General features: G+C 70.2%; 13 protein-coding genes. 4 read left to right on the top strand and 9 right to left on the bottom strand.

Annotation, left to right across the window (positions count from 1 at the left end):
- Positions 1 to 60: 60 nt before the first annotated feature.
- From ACWF9G_RS04265 to ACWF9G_RS04240, 6 genes are all read right to left on the bottom strand, one after another.
- Positions 61 to 1,230 carry a globin domain-containing protein gene (locus ACWF9G_RS04265; RefSeq protein WP_379305497.1) on the bottom strand — a complete coding sequence of 390 codons (1,170 nt, stop codon included), beginning with the start codon at positions 1,228 to 1,230 and terminating at the stop codon, positions 61 to 63.
- Positions 1,231 to 1,846: 616 nt separating this feature from the next.
- A complete protein-coding gene (locus ACWF9G_RS04260; RefSeq protein WP_189034456.1) occupies positions 1,847 to 2,248 on the bottom strand; it encodes a heat shock protein transcriptional repressor HspR in 402 nt (133 codons plus the stop codon).
- Entirely contained in the window at positions 2,248 to 3,429 is a 1,182-nt protein-coding gene (gene dnaJ / locus ACWF9G_RS04255) for a molecular chaperone DnaJ (RefSeq protein WP_379305498.1), read from the bottom strand. The genes ACWF9G_RS04260 and dnaJ overlap by 1 nt, the downstream gene beginning before the upstream one ends.
- A 24-nt stretch (positions 3,430 to 3,453) precedes the next feature.
- Positions 3,454 to 4,023: a nucleotide exchange factor GrpE gene (gene grpE / locus ACWF9G_RS04250; protein ID WP_379305500.1), complete on the bottom strand. Its 570-nt coding sequence runs from the start codon at positions 4,021 to 4,023 to the stop codon at positions 3,454 to 3,456.
- Entirely contained in the window at positions 4,020 to 5,867 is a 1,848-nt protein-coding gene (dnaK, locus tag ACWF9G_RS04245; RefSeq protein ID WP_452513565.1) for a molecular chaperone DnaK, read from the bottom strand. Before dnaK ends, grpE begins: the two co-directional genes overlap by 4 nt.
- Positions 5,868 to 6,165: 298 nt before the next feature.
- Positions 6,166 to 7,731: a DHA2 family efflux MFS transporter permease subunit gene (locus ACWF9G_RS04240; RefSeq protein WP_452513563.1), complete on the bottom strand. Its 1,566-nt coding sequence runs from the start codon at positions 7,729 to 7,731 to the stop codon at positions 6,166 to 6,168.
- Positions 7,732 to 7,814: 83 nt separating this feature from the next.
- Between ACWF9G_RS04240 and ACWF9G_RS04235 the strand changes: the two genes are divergently transcribed.
- Positions 7,815 to 8,282 carry a MarR family winged helix-turn-helix transcriptional regulator gene (locus ACWF9G_RS04235; RefSeq protein ID WP_452513562.1) on the top strand — a complete coding sequence of 156 codons (468 nt, stop codon included), beginning with the start codon at positions 7,815 to 7,817 and terminating at the stop codon, positions 8,280 to 8,282.
- Between the two features lie 14 nt (positions 8,283 to 8,296).
- Entirely contained in the window at positions 8,297 to 8,599 is a 303-nt protein-coding gene (locus tag ACWF9G_RS04230) for a hypothetical protein (RefSeq protein ID WP_379305508.1), read from the top strand.
- A gap of 25 nt (positions 8,600 to 8,624) precedes the next feature.
- Here ACWF9G_RS04230 and ACWF9G_RS04225 read toward each other — a convergent pair whose 3' ends face one another.
- From ACWF9G_RS04225 to ACWF9G_RS04215, 3 genes are read right to left on the bottom strand one after another with little or no spacing between them, the layout of a single operon-like run.
- Entirely contained in the window at positions 8,625 to 10,181 is a 1,557-nt protein-coding gene (locus tag ACWF9G_RS04225) for a dynamin family protein (RefSeq protein ID WP_379305510.1), read from the bottom strand.
- Positions 10,178 to 12,016 (bottom strand): dynamin family protein, encoded by a 1,839-nt coding sequence (locus ACWF9G_RS04220; RefSeq protein ID WP_452513559.1) that lies wholly within the window; start codon positions 12,014 to 12,016, stop codon positions 10,178 to 10,180. The genes ACWF9G_RS04225 and ACWF9G_RS04220 overlap by 4 nt, the downstream gene beginning before the upstream one ends.
- 17 nt (positions 12,017 to 12,033) lie before the next feature.
- Positions 12,034 to 15,390 carry an IniB N-terminal domain-containing protein gene (locus ACWF9G_RS04215; protein ID WP_452513557.1) on the bottom strand — a complete coding sequence of 1,119 codons (3,357 nt, stop codon included), beginning with the start codon at positions 15,388 to 15,390 and terminating at the stop codon, positions 12,034 to 12,036.
- Positions 15,391 to 15,683: 293 nt separating this feature from the next.
- On the opposite strand from ACWF9G_RS04215, the gene ACWF9G_RS04210 reads away from it, so the two are divergent.
- Together ACWF9G_RS04210 and ACWF9G_RS04205 are read left to right on the top strand one after the other, a co-directional pair.
- Positions 15,684 to 17,471 carry an Hsp70 family protein gene (locus tag ACWF9G_RS04210; RefSeq protein ID WP_452513555.1) on the top strand — a complete coding sequence of 596 codons (1,788 nt, stop codon included), beginning with the start codon at positions 15,684 to 15,686 and terminating at the stop codon, positions 17,469 to 17,471.
- Positions 17,464 to 19,944: a LuxR C-terminal-related transcriptional regulator gene (locus ACWF9G_RS04205; RefSeq protein WP_452513553.1), complete on the top strand. Its 2,481-nt coding sequence runs from the start codon at positions 17,464 to 17,466 to the stop codon at positions 19,942 to 19,944. Before ACWF9G_RS04210 ends, ACWF9G_RS04205 begins: the two co-directional genes overlap by 8 nt.
- Positions 19,945 to 19,950: the final 6 nt, after the last annotated feature.

The following is a 19,950-nucleotide window of genomic DNA, read 5'->3' as shown; positions in this document are numbered from 1 at the left end:
GACCACTCTAACCAGGACGAAGCGAACCGACAGGTCGATTCACGGCGCGGGGGCGCGCGCTCAGAACAGTGGGTCGTGGCGGATCGACTTGGCCTGGGTGCCCGCCGCCATCAGGCGGAACTTGGTGGTCTGCACCATCGATGGCGATCCGACGATCTGCACATCGCGATCCGCCCACGAGCCGTAGCTGGCGACGACCTTGCCGATCTGGCCGGTCATTCGCGGTTCCAGGCCGGGCAGATCGCCCTGCGGTTCGCCGGACTCGTAGTACCACCAGGGGTTCTCGTCGCTCTCGGTGACGGGGGTGACCGAGAGCCACTTGTTGGCCATGGCCAGCTGGCTCAGGACCTGTAGGTCGTAGAGGTCGCACGGGTGGTGGCCGCCGACGAACAGGTGGACCTTCGGGTTGACCCTGCGCTGGGCCATCGCCATGATCTGGGCGCGCAGCGGCGCGATGCCGGTGCCGCAGCCGACCATCAGCATCTTGCGCTTGGTGTTGCGCGGCACGCCGAGGCCACCGAGCGGTGAACCGAGCAGCCACTGGTCACCGACGGCGGTGTGCGAGACCATGGACGGGCTGACCCAGCCGCCCAGCACGCTGCGAACATGGAACTCGATCTCGCCGTTGGCATTCGCGGGGTTGGCCGGGGAGAGGTAGCGCCACATCCGCGGCCGCGCCGGTATCTGCACGCTGAGGTACTGGCCCGCCGCGTACTGCATCGGCTGGTCGAGCTGGACGCGGATGACGGCCAGGTTGCGCAGCACCTCGCGGCGTTCGACCACGGTCGCCGACCACGCGGCGGGTGTCGTCTCCTTGTCGGCGGCGCTGATCATCGCGCCGCTGATGGTGGCCAGGCCCTCGTCCCAGGCGGTGGCGACCTCGTCGGTCCACATCTCGGTGCCCGCGAACTGGCGCATGGCCGACTTCAGCGAGTTGGCCACCGCGACATAGTGGGCCGGCTGCACACCGTACTTGCGGTGGTCGCGCCCGAGCTGGGCGAGGAACGGCAGCAGCTTGTCGGGCTCTTCCAGCCGGTCCAGCGCGTAGCCGATCGCCGAGACGAGCCGTTCACGCTGGGAATCCATGGCCGCCGGGAAGTAGTCACGGATGCCTGGATAGTCCGTGAACAGGATCGAGTAGAACGACCTGGCTAGCTTCTCGGGCCCACCGTCTTCCGCAGCAACCGCCTTGAACGTAGTACGGATCAAAGCGACAGTCCGCGAATCCATATGTGTCACAACCTCGTTTCGCCATCGAACGCTAGCCGCGCCGGCGAGTGACGGGCTGGGGAGGACACTCGTCAGCAGCCGATGCGAGAAGTCTAGGCGAGGTTTGCCAGCTTAGGAATCGTACTCTTAAACATCACGCATGTAATTCGTTTAAAACCGGGCGGTACCTGTTCAGTACCAGCTAAAAACATACCAGTGGACCGTGAATCTTGGGTGAACATGACCTCAAGATTCTCCGATCTTCCCGGCAATTGCGGCAATAGCGACCCAATGTGCCTGGTAGAGCGACCTTTCCGCTACGGACCCGATCTCTCCGGCCCGACGCGCCGTGCCACGACACGCAAGGAGGGTGTGCCGGAGTGGCTGGTCGACGGGAGGGAATTAGCCTCCGATCGAGCCGAATTCAGCGTCCTATCAGCAACCTTTCGTGATGATCCCGAGATATACGCCCACCTCAGAGCCCTGCGGCCCCACAAGCCCCGGCCAAGATCACGAATAAATAGGTTGCTGGATAGTCACCAGCCGATCGCCGGGGATTGACCGGGCACGAACGAGCCCCCGGCCCGCGTCCGCCGGAGCGGATCGCGAACCAGGGGCTCGGGCGAATCGTGGAACCCTACCGCCGGTGCCGCGGCTGCCACACCACGAGCGCGGTGCTGCGCTGGGGCGGCGACAGATCGGGCCGGTAGCCCGCCCGCAACTGCTCCAGCTCCGCGCTCATCTCCTCGACGCGCTGCTGCAGCGCCTCGACCTGATTGGTGAGCTCGATGATGCGCTTGATGCCCGCGAGGTTGACACCCTCGTCCTGCGACAGCCGCTGCACCTCGCGCAGCAGCTCGACGTCGCGGGTCGAGTAACGGCGTCCGCCACCCGAAGTGCGTTGGGGGGTGACCAAACCCAGCCGGTCATACGTACGCAACGTCTGCGCGTGCATACCCGCCAGCTGAGCCGCCACCGAGATCATGAAGAACTCGGCACGCGAGGTCCCACCCGACGCGGACTTCGGACTATCGGACATCAAGCACCCGCCCATCCCGCACGCGGATCGAAGCCACCGGCCTTCTCCGCCTCCTGATAGCGCTTGAGCGCATCGGTGGCGTCGGAGTCCAGATTCTGCGGAACCGCGACCTTCACCGTGACCAGCAGGTCACCGGCGCCGCCCGCCGCGCCGCGCTTGGGCACACCGCGACCGCGTACCCGCAGGATACGCCCGTCGGCGGTGCCCGGCGGCACCTTCACGCCGACCCGGCCGTCCAGCGTCGGCACGGAAACAGTTGTCCCCAGCACCAATTCGCTGTAGCTCACCGGGAGCACCAGGGTCAGGTCGTCGCCCTGGCGGCCGAATACCTTGTCCTGGCTGACGTGCACGGTCACGTAGAGATCGCCGGAGGGCGCTCCACGCAGGCCGGCTTCGCCCTGCCCGGCCAACCGGATCTTCTGCCCGTCACTGACACCGGGCGGGATACGCACGGTGATGGTGCGGGTGCGGTTCTGGATGCCGGTGCCCGAGCAGTCGGTGCACGGGTCGTCGATGATCGACCCGGTGCCGCGGCAGTCGTCGCAGGGCTCGCTGAAACCGAACGCGCCCTGATTACGGCTGACCACGCCGGAACCGTTGCAGTGCGGACACACCCGCGGGCTGGTGCCCGGCTTGGCGCCGCTGCCGTGACACGTGGTGCACGGCGACGGACTGGTCATCCGCAGCGGGACGGTGACACCCTGGGCCGCCTCGCGGAAGCCCAGCGTCGTCTCGGTCTCCACATCGGCGCCACGGCGCGGACGGCTCGAACCGCGCGCGCCACCCCGGTTGAACAGCCCGCCGAGCAGATCGCCGAGGCCGCCGTCGCCGGGTGCGCCTGCGCCACCGGCCTGACCGAAGATGTCACCGATGTTGAAGTCCTGCGAGAAGCCGCCGCCCGCACCGGGTGTGAATCCGCCGCCGTAACCGCGACCGCCACCGCCCGCGAACAGGCGGCGCGTCTCGTCGTACTCCTTGCGCTTGGCCGGATCCGACAGCACGGCATTGGCCTCGCTGACCGCCTTGAACCGCTCCTCGGCCTTGGTGTCACCCGGGTTGGAGTCCGGGTGCAGGTCACGAGCGAGCTTGCGGTAGGCCTTCTTGATCTCGTCCTGCGAGGCGCCGGAGGAGACACCCAGCTCCTTGTAGAAGTCCTTTTCGATCCACTCCCGTTGGCTCACCGAGCATCTCCTCCTCTCGCGTTCCTATTGGTCGTCGCCGTCGGCATCCGAATCCGATGCCCCCACGGCCTCGGCATCGGTTACCCCGACCAGCGCGTGCCGAAGCACCCGTTCGCCGAACCGATAGCCCTTGCGCATCACAACGCCGATGACCGGATCGGCGCCCGAACCCTCGTGCTGCACTGCCTCGTGCAGCGTCGGGTCGAACGGGTCACCGATCGCACCGAACTCGACCAGACCCTGCTTGGTGAGCGCGGTCTCGAGCTTGTCGGCGACGGCCTTGAGCGGGCCGGTCTCCAGGTCGCCGTGCGCCCTGGCGCGGTCCAGATCGTCGAGCACACCGAGCAACTCGGTCACCACCACGGCCTTGGCCGCGTCGATGTTGGCCTGACGATCCCGCTCGACCCGGCGGCGGTAGTTCGCGTATTCCGCGGTCAACCGCTGCAGGTCGGCGGTGCGCTCGGCCAGCTCGTCGCTGACCGGCGCCTCGGCCTCGCCGTCACCGGAGGGCTCCGCCACCTCGGCGGCGGAGTCTGTCTCGGTGTCTTCGACGATGTCTTCGATCAGCTCCTGCTCGGAGTTGGCCTCGGTCACTTCTTCTCCGTGTCCACCGGCTCGTCGACAACCTCGGCGTCGACGACCTGGTCGTCGTCGGCCTGGCTCGGGCCCGCGCCGTTACCGGACTGGCCCTCGGCGGCGCTGGCCTCGTAGAGCGCCTGGCCAAGGGCCTGCGACTCGGTGGCCAGCTTCTCCACGGCGGACTTCACCGCGGCGATGTCGGTACCGGCGAGTGCCGTGTTGGCCTCGGCGATGGCCGCCTCGACCTTGGACTTCACGTCCGCGGGCACCTTGTCCTCGTTGTCCTTGATGAACTTCTCGGTCTGGTGGACCAGCGACTCGGCCTGGTTGCGGGTCTCGGCCTCCTCGCGGCGGGCCTTGTCCTCGGCGGCGTGCGCCTCGGCGTCCTTGACCATCCGGTCGATCTCTTCCTTGGACAGGCCGGAGCCGTCCTGGATCTTGATCTTGTTTTCCTTGCCGGTGCCCTTGTCCTTGGCGGTCACGTGCACGATGCCGTTGGCGTCGATGTCGAAGGTGACCTCGATCTGCGGCACGCCTCGCGGGGCCGGGGGCAGGCCGGTCAGCTCGAAGGAGCCGAGCAGCTTGTTGTGCGAGGCGATCTCGCGCTCACCCTGGAAGACCTGGATCTGCACGGACGGCTGGTTGTCGTCGGCCGTGGTGAAGGTCTCCGAGCGCTTGGTCGGGATGGTGGTGTTGCGCTCGATGAGCTTGGTCATCACGCCACCCTTGGTCTCGATGCCCAGCGACAGCGGGGTGACATCGAGCAGCAGGACGTCCTTGACCTCACCCTTGAGCACACCGGCCTGCAGGGCGGCGCCGACGGCGACGACCTCGTCCGGGTTCACGCCCTTGTTCGGCTCGCGGCCACCGGTCAGTTCCTTGACCAGGTCGGAGACGGCGGGCATACGGGTGGAGCCACCGACGAGCACGACGTGGTCGATGTCGGCCACGTTGATGCCCGCGTCCTTGATGACGGACTGGAACGGCGCGCGGGTGCGATCCAGCAGATCGGAGGTGATCTTCTGGAACTCGGCGCGGGTCAGCTGCTCGTCGAGGAACAGCGGGTTCTTGTCCGCGTCGACGGTGATGTAGGGCAGGTTGATCGAGGTGCTCTGGCTGGAGGACAGCTCGATCTTCGCCTTCTCGGCGGCCTCGCGCAGACGCTGCAGCGCCATCTTGTCCTTGGTCAGGTCGATGCCCGAGCTGGCCTTGAACTTGTCGACCAGCCAGGTCACGACGCGCTCGTCCCAGTCGTCGCCACCGAGGTGGTTGTCACCGGAGGTCGCGCGGACCTCGACGACGCCCTCGCCGATTTCCAGCAGCGAGACGTCGAAGGTGCCGCCACCGAGGTCGAAGACCAGGATGGTCTGCTCTTTGTCGCCCTTGTCCAGGCCGTACGCCAGCGCGGCCGCGGTGGGCTCGTTGACGATGCGCAGCACGTTCAGGCCGGCGATCTGGCCGGCTTCCTTGGTGGCCTGACGCTGGGCGTCTTCGAAGTAGGCCGGGACGGTGATGACCGCGTCGGTGATCTCCTCACCGAGGTAGGCCTCGGCGTCGCGCTTCAGCTTCATCAGCGTGCGCGCGGAGATCTCCTGCGAGGTGTACTTCTTGCCGTCGATCTCGGTGCTCCAGTCGGTGCCGACGTGGCGCTTGACCGAGCGGATGGTGCGGTCGACGTTGGTGACGGCCTGGTTCTTCGCAGGCTGGCCGACGAGGACCTCGCCGTTCTTCGCGAACGCGACGACCGACGGGGTGGTGCGCGAGCCTTCCGAGTTCGCGACGACGACCGGCTCGCCGCCTTCGAGAACGGCGACGACCGAGTTCGTGGTCCCGAGGTCGATTCCGACCGCACGAGCCATAGTGATTTCCTCCTGTGTGACGTACTTGGGGCAATAGTCTCAGCAACGCTGAGTGTGGTGGGCTCAATCCTGCCTTCCGAGGCCTCCGGGCGTCAACCCGAACTTGAGTCCATCACACTCAACGTCGTTGATCAGCACAACCGGTAGCTGCGGCGATTCATTCCCGCCACCCGAAAAATCTTTCCCGCCCCCGGGCCATTCTTGCCACGACCGCGCTCAACTGTGGCGGCTGATGCGCGATCGTGACGGATCGTTCATGCCGGCCGAGCCCCGAATATCGGGGACCGCGCCTCCGCCGCTATCCGTTTCGCGCGGGCTTGACGAAGGCGGTTGTCGCCAAGGCGAGGACGAGTAGGCCCGCGCACAGGTAGCTCGACACCTCGATACCCGCCGCCATGGCTCCCCTGGCCGCCTCGGCGACGGGGAGCGCGTCTTCCGCGAGGGCCGGGATCACCGATCCGGCGCTGTCGGTGACTGTCGACGTCAGCTGGTGTGCCTCGGATTCGGACAGTCCCGTATCGGTCAGGCGGTCGCGCAGGCCGGTTCCGAGGGTGCTGAAGAAGACGGTGGTGAGGACGGCGATCCCGAGGGCCGAGCCGAGTTCGCGTGCGGCGCTCTGGATTCCCGACCCCTGCCCGGCGCTCTCGGCGGGGACGTCGGCGAGCACGACATTGGTGACCTGGGCGGTGGCGAAGCCGACGCCGATACCGTAGACGAACAGGGCGACGGCGATCGACCACCAGCTGCTGTCGGCCGCGGCGAACAGCCCGAGCAGGGCGAGACCGGCGGCTTCCAGTAGCAAGCCGATCCTGACCTGACCCAGCGCCGAGACCGACGCGGTCATCGAGAAGCTCGCGCCGCTGGCGACGAAACTGCCGATCGCGAGCGGCACCAGGGCCAGGCCCGCCTGCAGGGCGGTGTAGTCGAGGGCGAACTGCATCCACAGCGGCAGGACCGCGATGATGCCGAATTCACCGAGGCCGACGAGCAGGGTCACCACATTGCCCTTGCGGAACGAGTCGATGGCGAACAGCCGCACATCGAGCAGGGGCTGTTCGTCCGCGAGCCTCGCTTGCCTGCGCCAGAACATCCCGAGCGCGAGGATCGCACCGGCCAGCGCGACGAGCACCGGCGATGGTCCACTACGCCAGGTGAATTCACCGATGCTCAGGGGTTCGGTGACGATCAGCCATCCGTAGTGACGGCCTTCGATCAGAGCGAAGGCGAGCAGGCCGAGGCCGAGTGCCGACAGCGCGGCGCCGAGCCAGTCCACGCGGCCCGCCGAGCTCGGCGACACCGGGAGATAGATCAGCACCGCGGCCATGATCACGGCGACCATCGGGATATTGACGCCGAAGGCCCAGCGCCAGGAGAAGTCGGCGAGCCAGCCGCCGAGCAGCGGGCCGACCGCGGCGGCCGCGCCGATCGTGGAGCCCCAGATCGCGAAGGCCTGCCCGCGCGCCTTTCCGGTGAACGCGGAGTTCACCAGGGCCAGGGAGGTCGGCAGGATCATCGCCCCGCCGATGCCCTGCAGGAAGCGCGCCAGGATCAGCAGACCGCCGCTCGGGGCGAGCGCGGCGAGCAGGCTGGTCACGCCGAAGACGACGAGACCGATCAGGAACAGTTTGCGCGCGCCGTAGAGGTCGCTGAGTCTGCCGGTGAGCAGCAGCAGCGCCGCGAAGACGATCGCGTAGGACTCCTGGATCCATTGCGCCTGAATCGAGGTGATCGCGAGGTCGTCGACGATCGGCGCGACGATCACGTTCACGATCGTCAGGTCGACCACGATCAACGCGACGCCGAGCGAGACGGCGATCAGGCCCAGCCACAACCGCAGCGGTGGGGTCTCGGTTTCGGTCTGCAATTTACCTCCATCATCAAGTGACTTTATGATGAAGGTAAATTGCAGCCGGTAGGTTGTCAATGAGCGGCCAACGAGAGGACGACATGGCGAAGACATCCGGCGATGTCGCGGGGCAACGGCAGCGACTCGCCGCCGGGCTCATCGGCTACGGCGCGAGCTTCACCGAACTGGGCCGCCGGTTCGCCGAGACGCTCGGCGTGCACTCGACCGACGCCTTCGCGCTGATGGAGATCGCCGCCGCCGAGGCAGCAGGCGCTCCGCTGTCCCCCGCGCTGCTCGGCAAGCGGATCACCCTCACCTCCGGGGCGATGACCACCCTGATCAACCGGCTGGAGCAGGCGGGATACGTCACCCGCAGCCGCGAGCACACCGACCGGCGGGTGGTGACATTGCGATGCAGCGAGCAGGCCCGCCGCCTCGCCGACGAGTTCTTTCACGCGGTCAATACCGAGCAGGACGCGATCCTGGCCGAATACTCGAACCACCAGCTCGAGCAGTTCGAGACCCTGATCGCGCGGTTGCGCGCGACGATGGACGGGTCGTCCACCTAGACAAGGGAGAAACCGTGCACACCGTTGATCTTCTCGTCGTCGGCCGCGGCCAGAGTGTGGTCGACACCTCCACCGCCTACATCGACGGCCTCGGCTTCCGTGTTCTCGGCACCACCCTCGACGAGGAAGCGCTGGGCATCCTCGACCGCGAGCGGGTTCGTCTGCTCGTCATCGGCGGCGGTGTCGAAACGGAATCACGAAAGACGCTGACGGCCAGGGCCGATGAGCGCGGGACCACCGTGGTGGCGGCGGAGCGGGCCGGGCGCGGGGTGGAGCAGTACCTCGCCGAGGAGATCGTGCCGGTACTACAGAGCTAGCACCGGCCTTGCGGAGTGGCCCGCGTCAGCGGGGGAGTTCGGAGAGGACTCCTTCGGCGCTGCGGGCGGCGGCTCGGCAGGCGGTGGCGGTGGATTGGTCGGCCAGGGGGTGGGCGGCTCGGGATCGCCAGGTGCGGACCGCGGTGGAGGCTGCGGTGCGGAGGGTGTTCGGGTCGGCTTCGGCGGGGAGGCCGAGGCGGAGGTGTGGTGCTACGCCGGTGCCGCCGAGGATGCGGTGCAGGTCGGCGAGTACCGGTGGGGGGAGGGGGAGCTCGTCGGTGCGTAGGCGGCCGAGGAGGCGGAGTTCGGTGAAGCCGTGGACGTCGGCCAGGCGGGCGCGGACGCGGGGCAGCAGACGGTCGGCTTCGGTTCCGGGGTAGGCCGACAGGATGCGGTTCAGGGTGCTCAGGGCGGAATGGGCCTTCAGTTCTTCTGCGCGCTGGCCGAACTGGATCTCCAGTACCGAACGCAGTTCCTCGATGCCGCTGCGTGCGGCCAATTCGGCTGCCAGCGAGGAGGAGTCGCGGACGCCGAGGCGGATCAGCATGGTGGCCATGCGGATTCCGAACAGGCCGAAGCGGTCTGCCAGTTGGGCGCGCAGTTCGGGGGCGACCGGGAGGGCGATGTCGGCGCGGGCGAATCGGTCTGCCGAGAGCAGGGCGATGCCGAGGTCTTCCGCGGGGACCGTGGACAGGGCCTCGAAGGCCGCGAATTCTGGTTGCCGCAGGGTCGAGGCGGCGAAGGCGAGCAGGCCCGCCACCGGAATCACCGCCTGGCACAGGCCTGTTCGCTCCAGTTCGCCGGCGAACCGGGCTGCCACCTCGCGGGCGGAGTGCAGCGCGTCGATGCGGCCGGCGCCGATCTCGTCGGCGCGTGACACCACTCCGATCACGCCGAGCGGGCCGGCACCACCGGCGCCGGCGCCGATCTGTTCGAGAAAGCTCACGTCGGTGGCGTCGAGGCGGCGCAGCAGGTAGACGACCGCGTCGGCGCCGGGCGCCGAGATCGCCGACCGGCCGCGCGGGTTACCTTCGGCGCCTGCGGGGGTGAGCAAGCGCGCGGTGCGCAGCGAGACCTCGCGTGACAGCGACGAGGTGCCGGGAGTGTCGATGATCGTCGTCTGGGCCAGGGCGGCCGACGGCCAGCCGACCTCGAGGTGGTCCACCTCGCGGGGGCCGTAGGCATCCCAGTTCAGGGCGCTCAGGTCGAAGGTGAGACCGTGCGCGCCGCCGCCGCGCCGCACGATCACATTGGCCCTCGCGCCGTCGGCGGCGTGGGCGGTGACAGTGGGGGTCGAGGCGTCGCGGTACCAGGTGACGACCCGGGTGCACTCGGTGGCGTCGGTCGGGGCGACAGCCTGGCCGACCAGTGCGTTCAGCAGCGTCGACTTGCCTGCCTTGATCGAACCGGCCAGCGCAACCCGCAGCGGCTCACGCAGTCGGAATTCGCAGTCGGCCAGCAGCGTGCGCGCGTACTCGTCACGACCGAATACCCGCGCCGCCGCGCCGACCAGCTCGTGCGCCTCGGCCAGGATCCTGGGTGCCTGACCGCCGGGCGCGGCGGTGTCGAAACGGTGGGTCACCCAGATACCGTACCGTCGGCCCGTCCTGGTTCGAGTTGCATCGTTTCCGCGTAGCGACGCAGCTCGGCGACCGCGTTCAGCTGGCGTTCGAGCACGACGGTGCGCTCGGCGCGGTGCGTGGCTGCCATCGCGGCCGCTTCCTGGGCGGCGCGCAGAGAGGCATCGATCGAACGCAGGCTGCGCTCGGCGACACCGGCGAAGTGGTCGCGCAGGGCGCGGTGGATGCGGTGCAGGCGGTCCTTGGTGTCCTTGGCCGCCTGGAACGCGACGTCGTCGAGGAAGCGGCGCACCTCGGCGTTGGCTTCGATGCGGCGGCGAGCCAGTCGTGCGGTCTTGTCGTCGCGGTAGGCCTTGCCGCCGACGATCAGGCCTGCGCCGAGGGAGATCGGGTTCAGCATCGCGAGGCCTGCGAAGGTCGTGGCGAGGCCGATCATCAGCACGCCGCCGTAGGAGCCGCGCATGCCGACCAGCACCTTGCTGGTGAAACCGATGTCGGGTTCCAGGTCGGCCAGGGAACCCGAGCTGGCGAGGGTGCTTTCGTCGTCCATTCCGGCATGGACCTCGGGCAGCTCGACGGCGCCGACCTCGTTGAAGTGGTCGGCGATGCGTTCGGCCAGCAGTTCAGCGCGGCGGTGGGTCAGCAGGAGGTTGTCGCCGAGCGCGGTGTCGACGGTGCCGGACAGCCATTCGGCGATCGCGCCCCAATGCCTGCCCGGGTCGTTCTCGTCGATCCATTCCTGGCCGGTGCGGGCGACGCCGCGCAGGCGCTCGCGCAGGTCGTGGTCGACATCGCCGACGAGGTCGGTGATGCCGTCGGCGAGTGTCTGCTGCCAGCTCGCGGTTCGCCGCTGAAGTGCCTCGGCGGCGGCGCGGGCGGACTGGAGCTCGTCGACGGCGGCGGAGCCGAGCGCGGGATCGCGCAGGGCTACCAGTTCGCTGCCGAGGGCCAGTGCCAAATGTTCTGCTGCCGATTGCAATTCGCGGGCGACGGCCTGACGTGTGACGGCCTGGTCGCGGGCGACCACCCGGTCGCGGAGGAAACCGAACAGCACACCGAACCCGGACTCCTGGCCAAGCTGCGCGTCTTGCAGGCGCAAGGCGTGGGCGCGCAGCAGGGCCGACACCGGGATCAGGGTGACGTCGGCTTCGGCGCGGCTCAGGTGTGATCGGTCGGCTTCGAGTACCCGGTGCCAGTGCGGATACAGGTCGGTTTTGGTGAGCAGGACGGCGACCGTGGGGCAGAGTTCGCGGATCTGGCGGACGAAGGTGAGCTCGGGTTCGGTGAGCTCGGTGGAGGCGTCGGAGAGCACCAGTACCGCGTCGGCCGCTGCGGCCAGGCCGAGAACTCCTGCGGCACAGGCGCTTCCGTGGCCGCCGACACCGGGGGTGTCGATCAGGACGATGCCGTCGGCCAGCAGCTGGTTGGGCAGCTCGGCCTCGATCCGCACGATCTGCCTGCCCTGTGCCAGCGGGCTGCGTTGATCGACGACGCCGATCTCGTCGAACGGGATCTCCACCCGTTCGTCCTCGGCGCCGGGCGCGCTGAGCACCAGGTATGCCCGCTGCTGCGTGCCGTAGGACAGCTGCAGCGGGAGCACGGTGGTCGTGTCGTCGCCGACCTGGCACACGTCGAGCCCGAGCAGCGCGTTCACGAACCGGCTCTTGCCCTGACCGAGCTGGCCGGTGACGACGATGCGGTGCCGCGGATCGCGCACCCGCTCGGTGACCTTCTCCAGGCGCCCGACCAGGTCGTCGCGGCCTGCGGCGCGGGCCGCTGCGACGGTGTCGGCCAACACCGTCGTCAGCGGCACCGCATTCGGTGCGAGAGTCCCCATCGCAGCGCCCGTTTCGCTCAGTGGAACAGTCCGTCGGAGTGCACGTCGGCACCGGTCTCGGCGACAGTACTCGACTCGCCGAACAGCGATGTCTCGCCGCCGAGGCTCGAACCGTGCAGGCCGGAACCGAACGCGCTCGACACGTCGACCGAGGACCAGGTGTCGGCCGCGGTGGTGACCGCGCCCTGGGTGGTGCCGGAGGCGTCGGCCTGGGTCGTGCCGGTGAATTCGGTGGTCGCGGTGGTGCCGGTCTGCGCCGCGCCTTCCACGGTGCCGCCGAGGCCGCCGGCGATCTGCGTGCCGCCGGTCATCGTGCTCGACAGGCCCGCGTCGGCGGATCCGCCGAGGCCGGTCTCGAGGCCGGTGCCCGCCTGGGCGCCACCGGTCGCGGAGCCGGCCAGGCCGGTGCTGGTCTCGGCGAGACCGCCCAGACCCGCTTGCGCGCCACCGGCAGCGGTACCCGCCAAGCCCGTGTCGACGGCACCTCCCAAACCTGCCTGCGCGCCACCGGCAGCCGAACCTGCAAGGCCGACACCGGTTTCGGCGAGACCGCCGAGACCTGCCTGTGCGCCGCCGGCAGCGGAACCCGCCAAGCCTGCGCTGGTGTCAACGGCGCCACCCAGACCAGCCTGCGCACCACCAGCAGCCGAACCCCCTAGGCCGACACCGGTTTCCGCGAGACCACTGAGACCCGCCTGCGCGCCGCCCGCCGCGGAACCCGCCAAGCCCAAGCCCGCGTCCGCGGCACCGCCCAGACCGGCCTGAGCCCCACCGGCGGCCGAACCCGCAAGGCCTACACCGGTTTCGGTGAGACCGCCAAGACCTGCCTGCGCGCCACCGGTCAGGCCGGCGCCGGTCTCCACCGCCGCGCCGAGTCCAGCCTGCGCACCGGTGGCGACTGAGCCGGACACTCCGGTGCCGAGGGTTGCGGCGGTATCGAGGCCGCCCTGCAGACCGGTGGTCAGCCCGATACCTGTCGTGGCGGACAGTGCCGTGTCCAGCCCGGTGGTGGCCTCCGCGGCAGCACCGCCGGTGATCAGCCCATCGACACCGAAACCGGTGTCGAGCCCACCGCCGGCACCACCGGTCAGGCCGCCGATGAGACCGGTGCCCGCCGACGCGGCGCCGCCGAAACCGGTTTCCAGCCCGGTACCGATTTCCGCGCCCGCTCCGACCACACCGTCGAGCCCGGTGATCGCCGTGGTGGTCGCGGCAGCGCCGAGGCTGCCGGCAGCCTGCGCACCGGCATTGGCCGCCGCACCCAGCCCAGCAGTGGCCCCGGCGCCGAGCCCACCCACTGCACCGGCCGCACCGTTCAGCCCGGCATCCAGTCCGCCACCCAGCTGACCCCCCAGGTTCGCGCCGAAGTCCGTGGTGAGCCCAGCGGCCCCATCGACCAGACCGTCGACCCCAGCCGCGACATCGCCACCAGCACCAACTGCCCCGTTCAGGGCACCGTCCACACCGGCGCCTGCCGCACCGGTCAGGGCACCGCCGAGTCCAGCGGCGACATCACCACCAGCACCGACCGCCCCGTTCAGAGCACCATCGAGACCGGCACCGACACCAGCCGCACCGGTCAGCGCGCCATCGAGACCAGCGCCAACACCAGCAGCACCGGTCAAGGCACCGCCCAGTCCAGCGGCGACATCACCACCGACACCCGTCGCCCCCTCCAAGGCACCGTCGAGACCGGCGCCGGCGCCAGCCGCACCGGTCCAGGCACCGCCCAGTCCGGCAGTGAGATCGCTACCCGCGTCCACGACACCCGACAACGCGCCGTCCACACCGACGCCTGCCGCACCGGTAAGAGCACCGCCCAGTCCAGCGGCGACATCACCACCGACACCAGCCGCCCCGTCCAAGACACCGTCGATACCGGCATCGACACCGGCCGCACCGGTCAGCGCACCACCCAGTCCGGCAGTGAGATCGCCACCCGCGTCGACCGCACCCGACAACGCGCCGTCCAGGCCGGTGCCAGCCGCACCGTTCAGGGCGCCATCGAGGCCGGCACCGATGCCCGCGCCGGCATCAGCCGCGCCGGCCAGCGCACCACCGAGGCCGGCACCACCACCCACCGCGCCGTTCAAAGCACCCCCGAGGCCAGCTTCGACACCTGCACCTGCCCCCACTGCGCCGTTCAGGCCTGCAGAGAGGTCAGCGCCGGCACCAGCCACGCCCGACAGCGCACCACCGAGGCCGGCGCCAGCGCCCACCGCGCCGTTCAAAGCGCCATCGAGACCAGCACCCACACCGGCCCCACCATTCAGCGCACCGCCCAGGTCGGCAGCGATATCGCCACCCGCGTCCACCACGCCCGACAACGCACCACCGAGGCCGGCACCAGCGCCCACCGCGCCGTTCAAGGCACCGTCAAGGCCAGCTTCGACACCGGCACCCACACCCGCCGCGCCATTCAACGCACCGTTCAGGCCTGAAGAGAGGTCGGCGCCCGCACCCGCCGCGCCCGACAACGCACCATCGAGGTCGGCACCAGCGCCCACCGCGCCGTTCAAGGCGCCGCCGAGACCGGCGCCCACGCCCGCCGCTCCGTTCAACGCGCCATTCAGGCCGGTGGCCAGGTCGACGCCTGTGCCGACCGCGCCGTTCAAGGCACCGCCGAGACCGGCGGAGAGGTCCGCGCCTGCGCCAACCGCGCCATTCAGGGCGCCGCCGAGACCAGCGCCCACGCCCGCCGCGCCGTTCAACGCGCCATTCAGGCCGGTGGCCAGGTCGACGCCTGCGCCAACTGTGCCGTTCAAGGCACCGCCGAGACCGGCGGCAAGGTCCGCACCCGCGCCAACCGCGCCATTCAAGGCACCGCCGAGACCAGCGGCAAGGTCCGCACCCGCGCCGACCGCACCATTCAGGGCGCCCCCGAGACCAGCGCCTACGCCTGCCGCGCCGTTCAACGCACCGTTCAGGCCTGCGGCGAGGTCGGCGGCCGCGTTCACTCCGGCGTTGATGTCCACGTTGGCGCCGGTGACGGTGGACAACGCGACATCGAGGCCCGCGCCGACCTGGGCGGCGGCGCCGGCGACTGCCGAGGCGGCCGCGCCGAGGCCTACGTCGAGGCCGAGTTCGGCGTCGGCGGCGGCTGCGGCCGTGACGGCGGCGGCCGCGGTGGCGGTGGAGGCGAGGGCCGCGCTCGTGCCTGCCGCGGCGCCCGCGGCGACGATCGACTGGAGCTGGGAGCCACCGCTGACCAGCGCGGATTCCGCCACCATCGGGGCGACGGCGGAGATGTCTTCGGGGGTCACCTCGAGTCCCGCCTGGGCCAGCGCGACGCACGGGTTGGCGCAGTAGCTCGCCGCCGCGTCGGGGTCGCGCAGCAGGTTCAGGATGAATTCCAGAATCGCGTTGGGGGTCATCGAGATCAGCTCCTCCAGATCATGGGCGGTGGTGCCCGATCCGTTGTGGTCGGAATGTCTTTCACGCTAGGTCCGCCAGTCGTTACAGGTAATGGGGCGAATACCTAGTTCACTCGGGGCGCGTCCATTAGGGGCTCATCCCCGATTAGGGGCATTTCCCCGTATTTGCCCCGGCGCAGGTAACAGCGGCCTATCGGCAACCGACAGATCGGGTGGGACGTCGGCCACCCTGGCGATCTCGTTGTCCACACTGCCTACCGGTCCACCGGAAGTCCTGCGAACGGGGTTGTCCAATGACAGAGCGTCTGGCGCTCGGCATCACTGTCGGAGCCGCGAATTCGGTCGCCGCGGCCACGACCGCCGACGGGGCCGGTGCCACTGTTCGCAGACACCGCAGCACCTTGCTGCTCGGCGCGGACGGCTCGATCGGGTTCGCCGACGCTACCCGCCACGCGCGCGGAGTGGTTGTCGACGACTACCTGTCCAGGGTCGGCGACCCGGTAGACATGCTGGCAGAAGACGGTTCGACACACGACGCGGCCGACCTCGTCGCCGCCGCCACACGCGCGCTGGTCACCGAACTGTCCGGCGCCGCAGGCGAATCCGCCGAGGTGGCGACCATCGTCGCGTGCTGCCCGGCGTGGTGGCCGGAGCAGACGATCGAGAACGCGCGCGCCGCGCTCGCGCGCGCGGGACTGCCCGAAGTGACATTGGTCCCAGAGCCACTGGCCGCGGTGCGCCGGTACGAGATGGAGAACGGCCTGCTCGACGACGGCGCGCTGGCCGTGTACGACCTGGGCGCGAGCGGCCTGACGGTCACCGTGCTACGCACCGGCGAACAGGCGGGCCTGCTGGGCGCGCCGGTGCACAGCACCGCGATCGCCGGCTCGGAATTCGATTTGCTGACGATGCGCTACGTCCTGGCAAATGTTCTGGACGGAAATGACATCGATCCATTCGACCCGGTCGTCGAAGAAGAACTCTCGGCATTGCGAGCCCGCTGCAGAAATGCGAAAGAGGACCTCTCCAGAATTACCGCGACGGTGGTTCCGGTGGGCATGCTCGACCCCACCGGCCGCATCGAACAGGTCAGGCTGACCCGCGGCGAACTCGAAGATCTGCTGCGGCCGATCCTGCTCGACTCGATGAACCTGCTCCGCGACGCGGTGCGCCGCGCCGGACTCACCCCCGGCGACGTCAGCCGGGTGCTGCTCACCGGCGGCGGCGGGGCGATCCCGCTGGTCGCCGAGCTGATCTCGACCGAATTCGGGCTGCCCGTCACCGCCTGCGCCGACCCGGCGACCAGCGCGGCGCACGGCGCGGCCGAGATCGCGCTGGACGTGGCCGCGATCTCCGTGCCCACCGAGGCCATCCCCGCCGTGCGCGTCGCGCCGGTATCGGCGGCACCGGTCGTCGAGGAACTCGCGCTGCCGCCCGCCGATCCCGCCCCAGCCCGGATGTCGTCGGCCAAACGCGCGGCGCTCGTCACCGCGGCGGCATTGACCATGGCCGCCCTGGCCACCGGCACCCTCGCGATCGGCGGCGTCACCCAGCCAACGCCGAGCGGACCCGCCGCGACGACGAGCGCGCCGCAGATTCCCGGCGCCGCCGCGTCGACCAGCACCGGCGGAAATCCCGGGTCGGCGCCGAACACCACGGACTCGACCGTCGCCGATCCGTCCCGGCCTGGCGCGACCAGCGCTGCCGTGCCGCCGGGTGCGATCCCGGTCGGCACCACCGAAGCCGGGGCACCCGGCGGCGCGCCCGCCGCGGGAACGCCAGTACCGGCCGGTGCGACCGCCGACGGCACCACGGCACCCGCACCCGCACCGGCAGGTGGACAACCCGCCACCGGTCAACCCGCGCAGGCGCCACCCGCCGAACAGCCGCAGTCGCCCGCACCTGCCCCCGCTCCCGCACCCGCGCCCGCACCCGCGCCCTCCCCAGCCCCGCGCCCACAGGTCCCGCCCATCAAGGTGAACCCCGGCGACCTCCTCGACGGCGTCGGCGGCGCGGTCGAGGAGACCATCGAAACGGGCACGCAGCTGCCGGGACGGGTCCTCGGAGGAAACGGTGGCTGATATCGCACTCGACACCTTCCCGAACGCCCGAACCATCTTCCGCGAACTCGACACCGCGGCTCAGCAGCCGGTACTGCTGCTGATCCGCGGCCGGGCGGGAACCGGAAAGTCGATGCTGCTCAAGGCCGTTCGCGCGCACCTTCGTGGCCGTGACATCCCGGTCGCCGAATCCGCTCGCGACCACAGTCGCTCGGTCCTCATCGCCGACAACGTCCACCGCTACACCGACGCCGAGCTACACACCCTGTGCGCGGCAATCGAATCCGGGAACCGATCGATCGTTCTCGCCACCCAGCCGCGCCCACACGATCCCCGGCTGCGCGCCCTGTCCGAAGCCGTCGCGCGCCACGGCCGCACGGTGGACCTACGGGCGCTGGGCAGCGCCGACATCGCGTCGTTCGCCAGGGAACTCGGCATGGCCGTGTCCCAGCCACTCGCGCTGCACATCCACCAGCTGACCGCGGGCATTCCCGGCGGCGTGGTCGCGGCGCTGACCGCGGCCCGCTCGGCGCCGCTCGAGTCGTGCGTGAGCGCCGTCGACGCCGCCGTCGCCGCGTGGACGCGCACCATCCTGGACACGATCGAACCCGACCTGCTCGAAACGCTGGTCATCGCCGCGACCGGAACCGGTTTGGACGCAACCGAACTCACCGAAGTACTCGGTGTCGGCACCGAGACCGCGCACGACCTGATCGACCGCGCCAGGGCGGGCGCGCTGGTCACCGATGCCGACCTGCTCCTCGCGCCCGCGGTGGCCCCGCTGCGCACCCTGCTCGGCGACCGCCGCTATGTCGAGGTGCAGCGCAGGCTGCTCACCGCGCGGATCGACTCCGGCCTGCTGCGCGATCGGACGGCACTGATCCTGGCCGAGTCCGGCGTCGTCGATCCCCGTCTCGCCGAATTCCTGTGCCGCACAGCGGAGAAGTCGGATCAGGCGACCCGCTACTTCGCCGCCGCGGCCGCGGCGGGCGCCCCGGTCGAGTCGATCGCGGTGCGCTGGGCCGAAGCCGCCGCACACGCCGGTGACACCGACACCGCGCTGCGCCTGGCCGAACCACTGCTGACCACCGACAACGCCACCCACACCGAACTCGTTGCCGCGGTGCGCATCTGCGCGGGCGTGCTCACCCGGCGCGGCTTGGTCAGCCGCGCGGCCGGGCTCTACACCTGGCTCGGCCCCGACCGCGTCGGCGCGGACTGGGCCTCCGCGGCGATGGTGCTCACCCTCGCGGGCGACCTCGCCGGCGCTACCCAGATGTCCGGCGCCGCACAGCACTGGCCGCCGACCGAGGCCGACGCCGGCGCGCGGCTCATCGCCTCCGCGCTGCACGAATCGCTCGACCCGCACGGCGCGGGCACGACCGCCGCGATTTCCGCACTGATCCAAGCCGGCAACGCCGGCGACGATCGATACCTGCCCTGCACCGCGGTCTCGATCGCCACGCTGCTCTGCCTCGGCGCCGGTGAGCCGAGCCGCGCCAGGGACTCGCTGGCCAGGGCGGCCGGCGGCGCTCAGCTACCGGTGCTCGCGGCCTGGACCGCTCTGCTCGGCGGCGACGAACGCGGCGCGGCGAGCACACTGGCCGAGATCGACATCCCCGTGCTCGCCCCGCGCGATCAGCTCCTCGCGCACGCCCTCGCGGTGGGGCTGGCCCGCCGCGGCGGCGATCACGCGGCCCTCGCGCGCGCCTGGCAAGCCGCCTGCCCGCTGTTCGACCAGCTCGAGGCCGACCTGTTGAGCCTGCTGCCGATCGGCGAACTGTGGCTGGCCGGCATCCGGCTGCGCGATGTGCGCCGGATCGGCCCGCTGGTCGACGCGGCCAAGGCGCTGCTGCGCAAGCTCGGTCGCGCACCCGCCTGGACCAACTCCTTCCACTGGTACGGGGTGCAGGCCGCGCTCGCCGACGAATCGCCCCAGGAGCTGCTACCCCACGCCCACGCGCTGAAGACGGCCGCGGAGGCGGGCGACCGGCAGGCGGTCGTGCTGGCCGACGCCGGACGCACGTGGGTGCTCGTGCTGCGCGGCAACGTGGCCGCGGCCGAGGTGCAGGCCGCGGTATCGGCGCTGGCCGAACTAGGGCTCACCTGGGACGCTGCCCGCCTGGCCAGCGAGGCCGCGCTCGCGGCGGGCGATTCGGCGACCGCGACCACCCTGCTCAAGCTCGCCCGGTCGGTGCGGGTGCAAGCCCAGCCCGTCGAACCGTCGCGACCCGCGGCGCAGCCGCTGCCACAGACACCGGACGGGCCGGCGCCGCTGACCGGCGAGGCCGCCGCGCTCAGCGATCGCGAGCGCGAGGTTGCCGAGCTGGTGCTGCTCGGTCTGACCTATCGGGAGATCGGCGCACGGCTGTACATTTCCGCGAAAACCGTGGAGCATCACGTCGCGCGAATCCGACGCCGGATAGGCGCGCGCTCACGATCGGAATTATTGTCAATGCTCCGCGCCATGGGACACGGTTCACTGCTCGTGTAACCCGAC

This window comes from Nocardia sp. NPDC055029, assembly GCF_053608525.1.
This window is presented reverse-complemented; position numbering and strand designations above follow the sequence as displayed.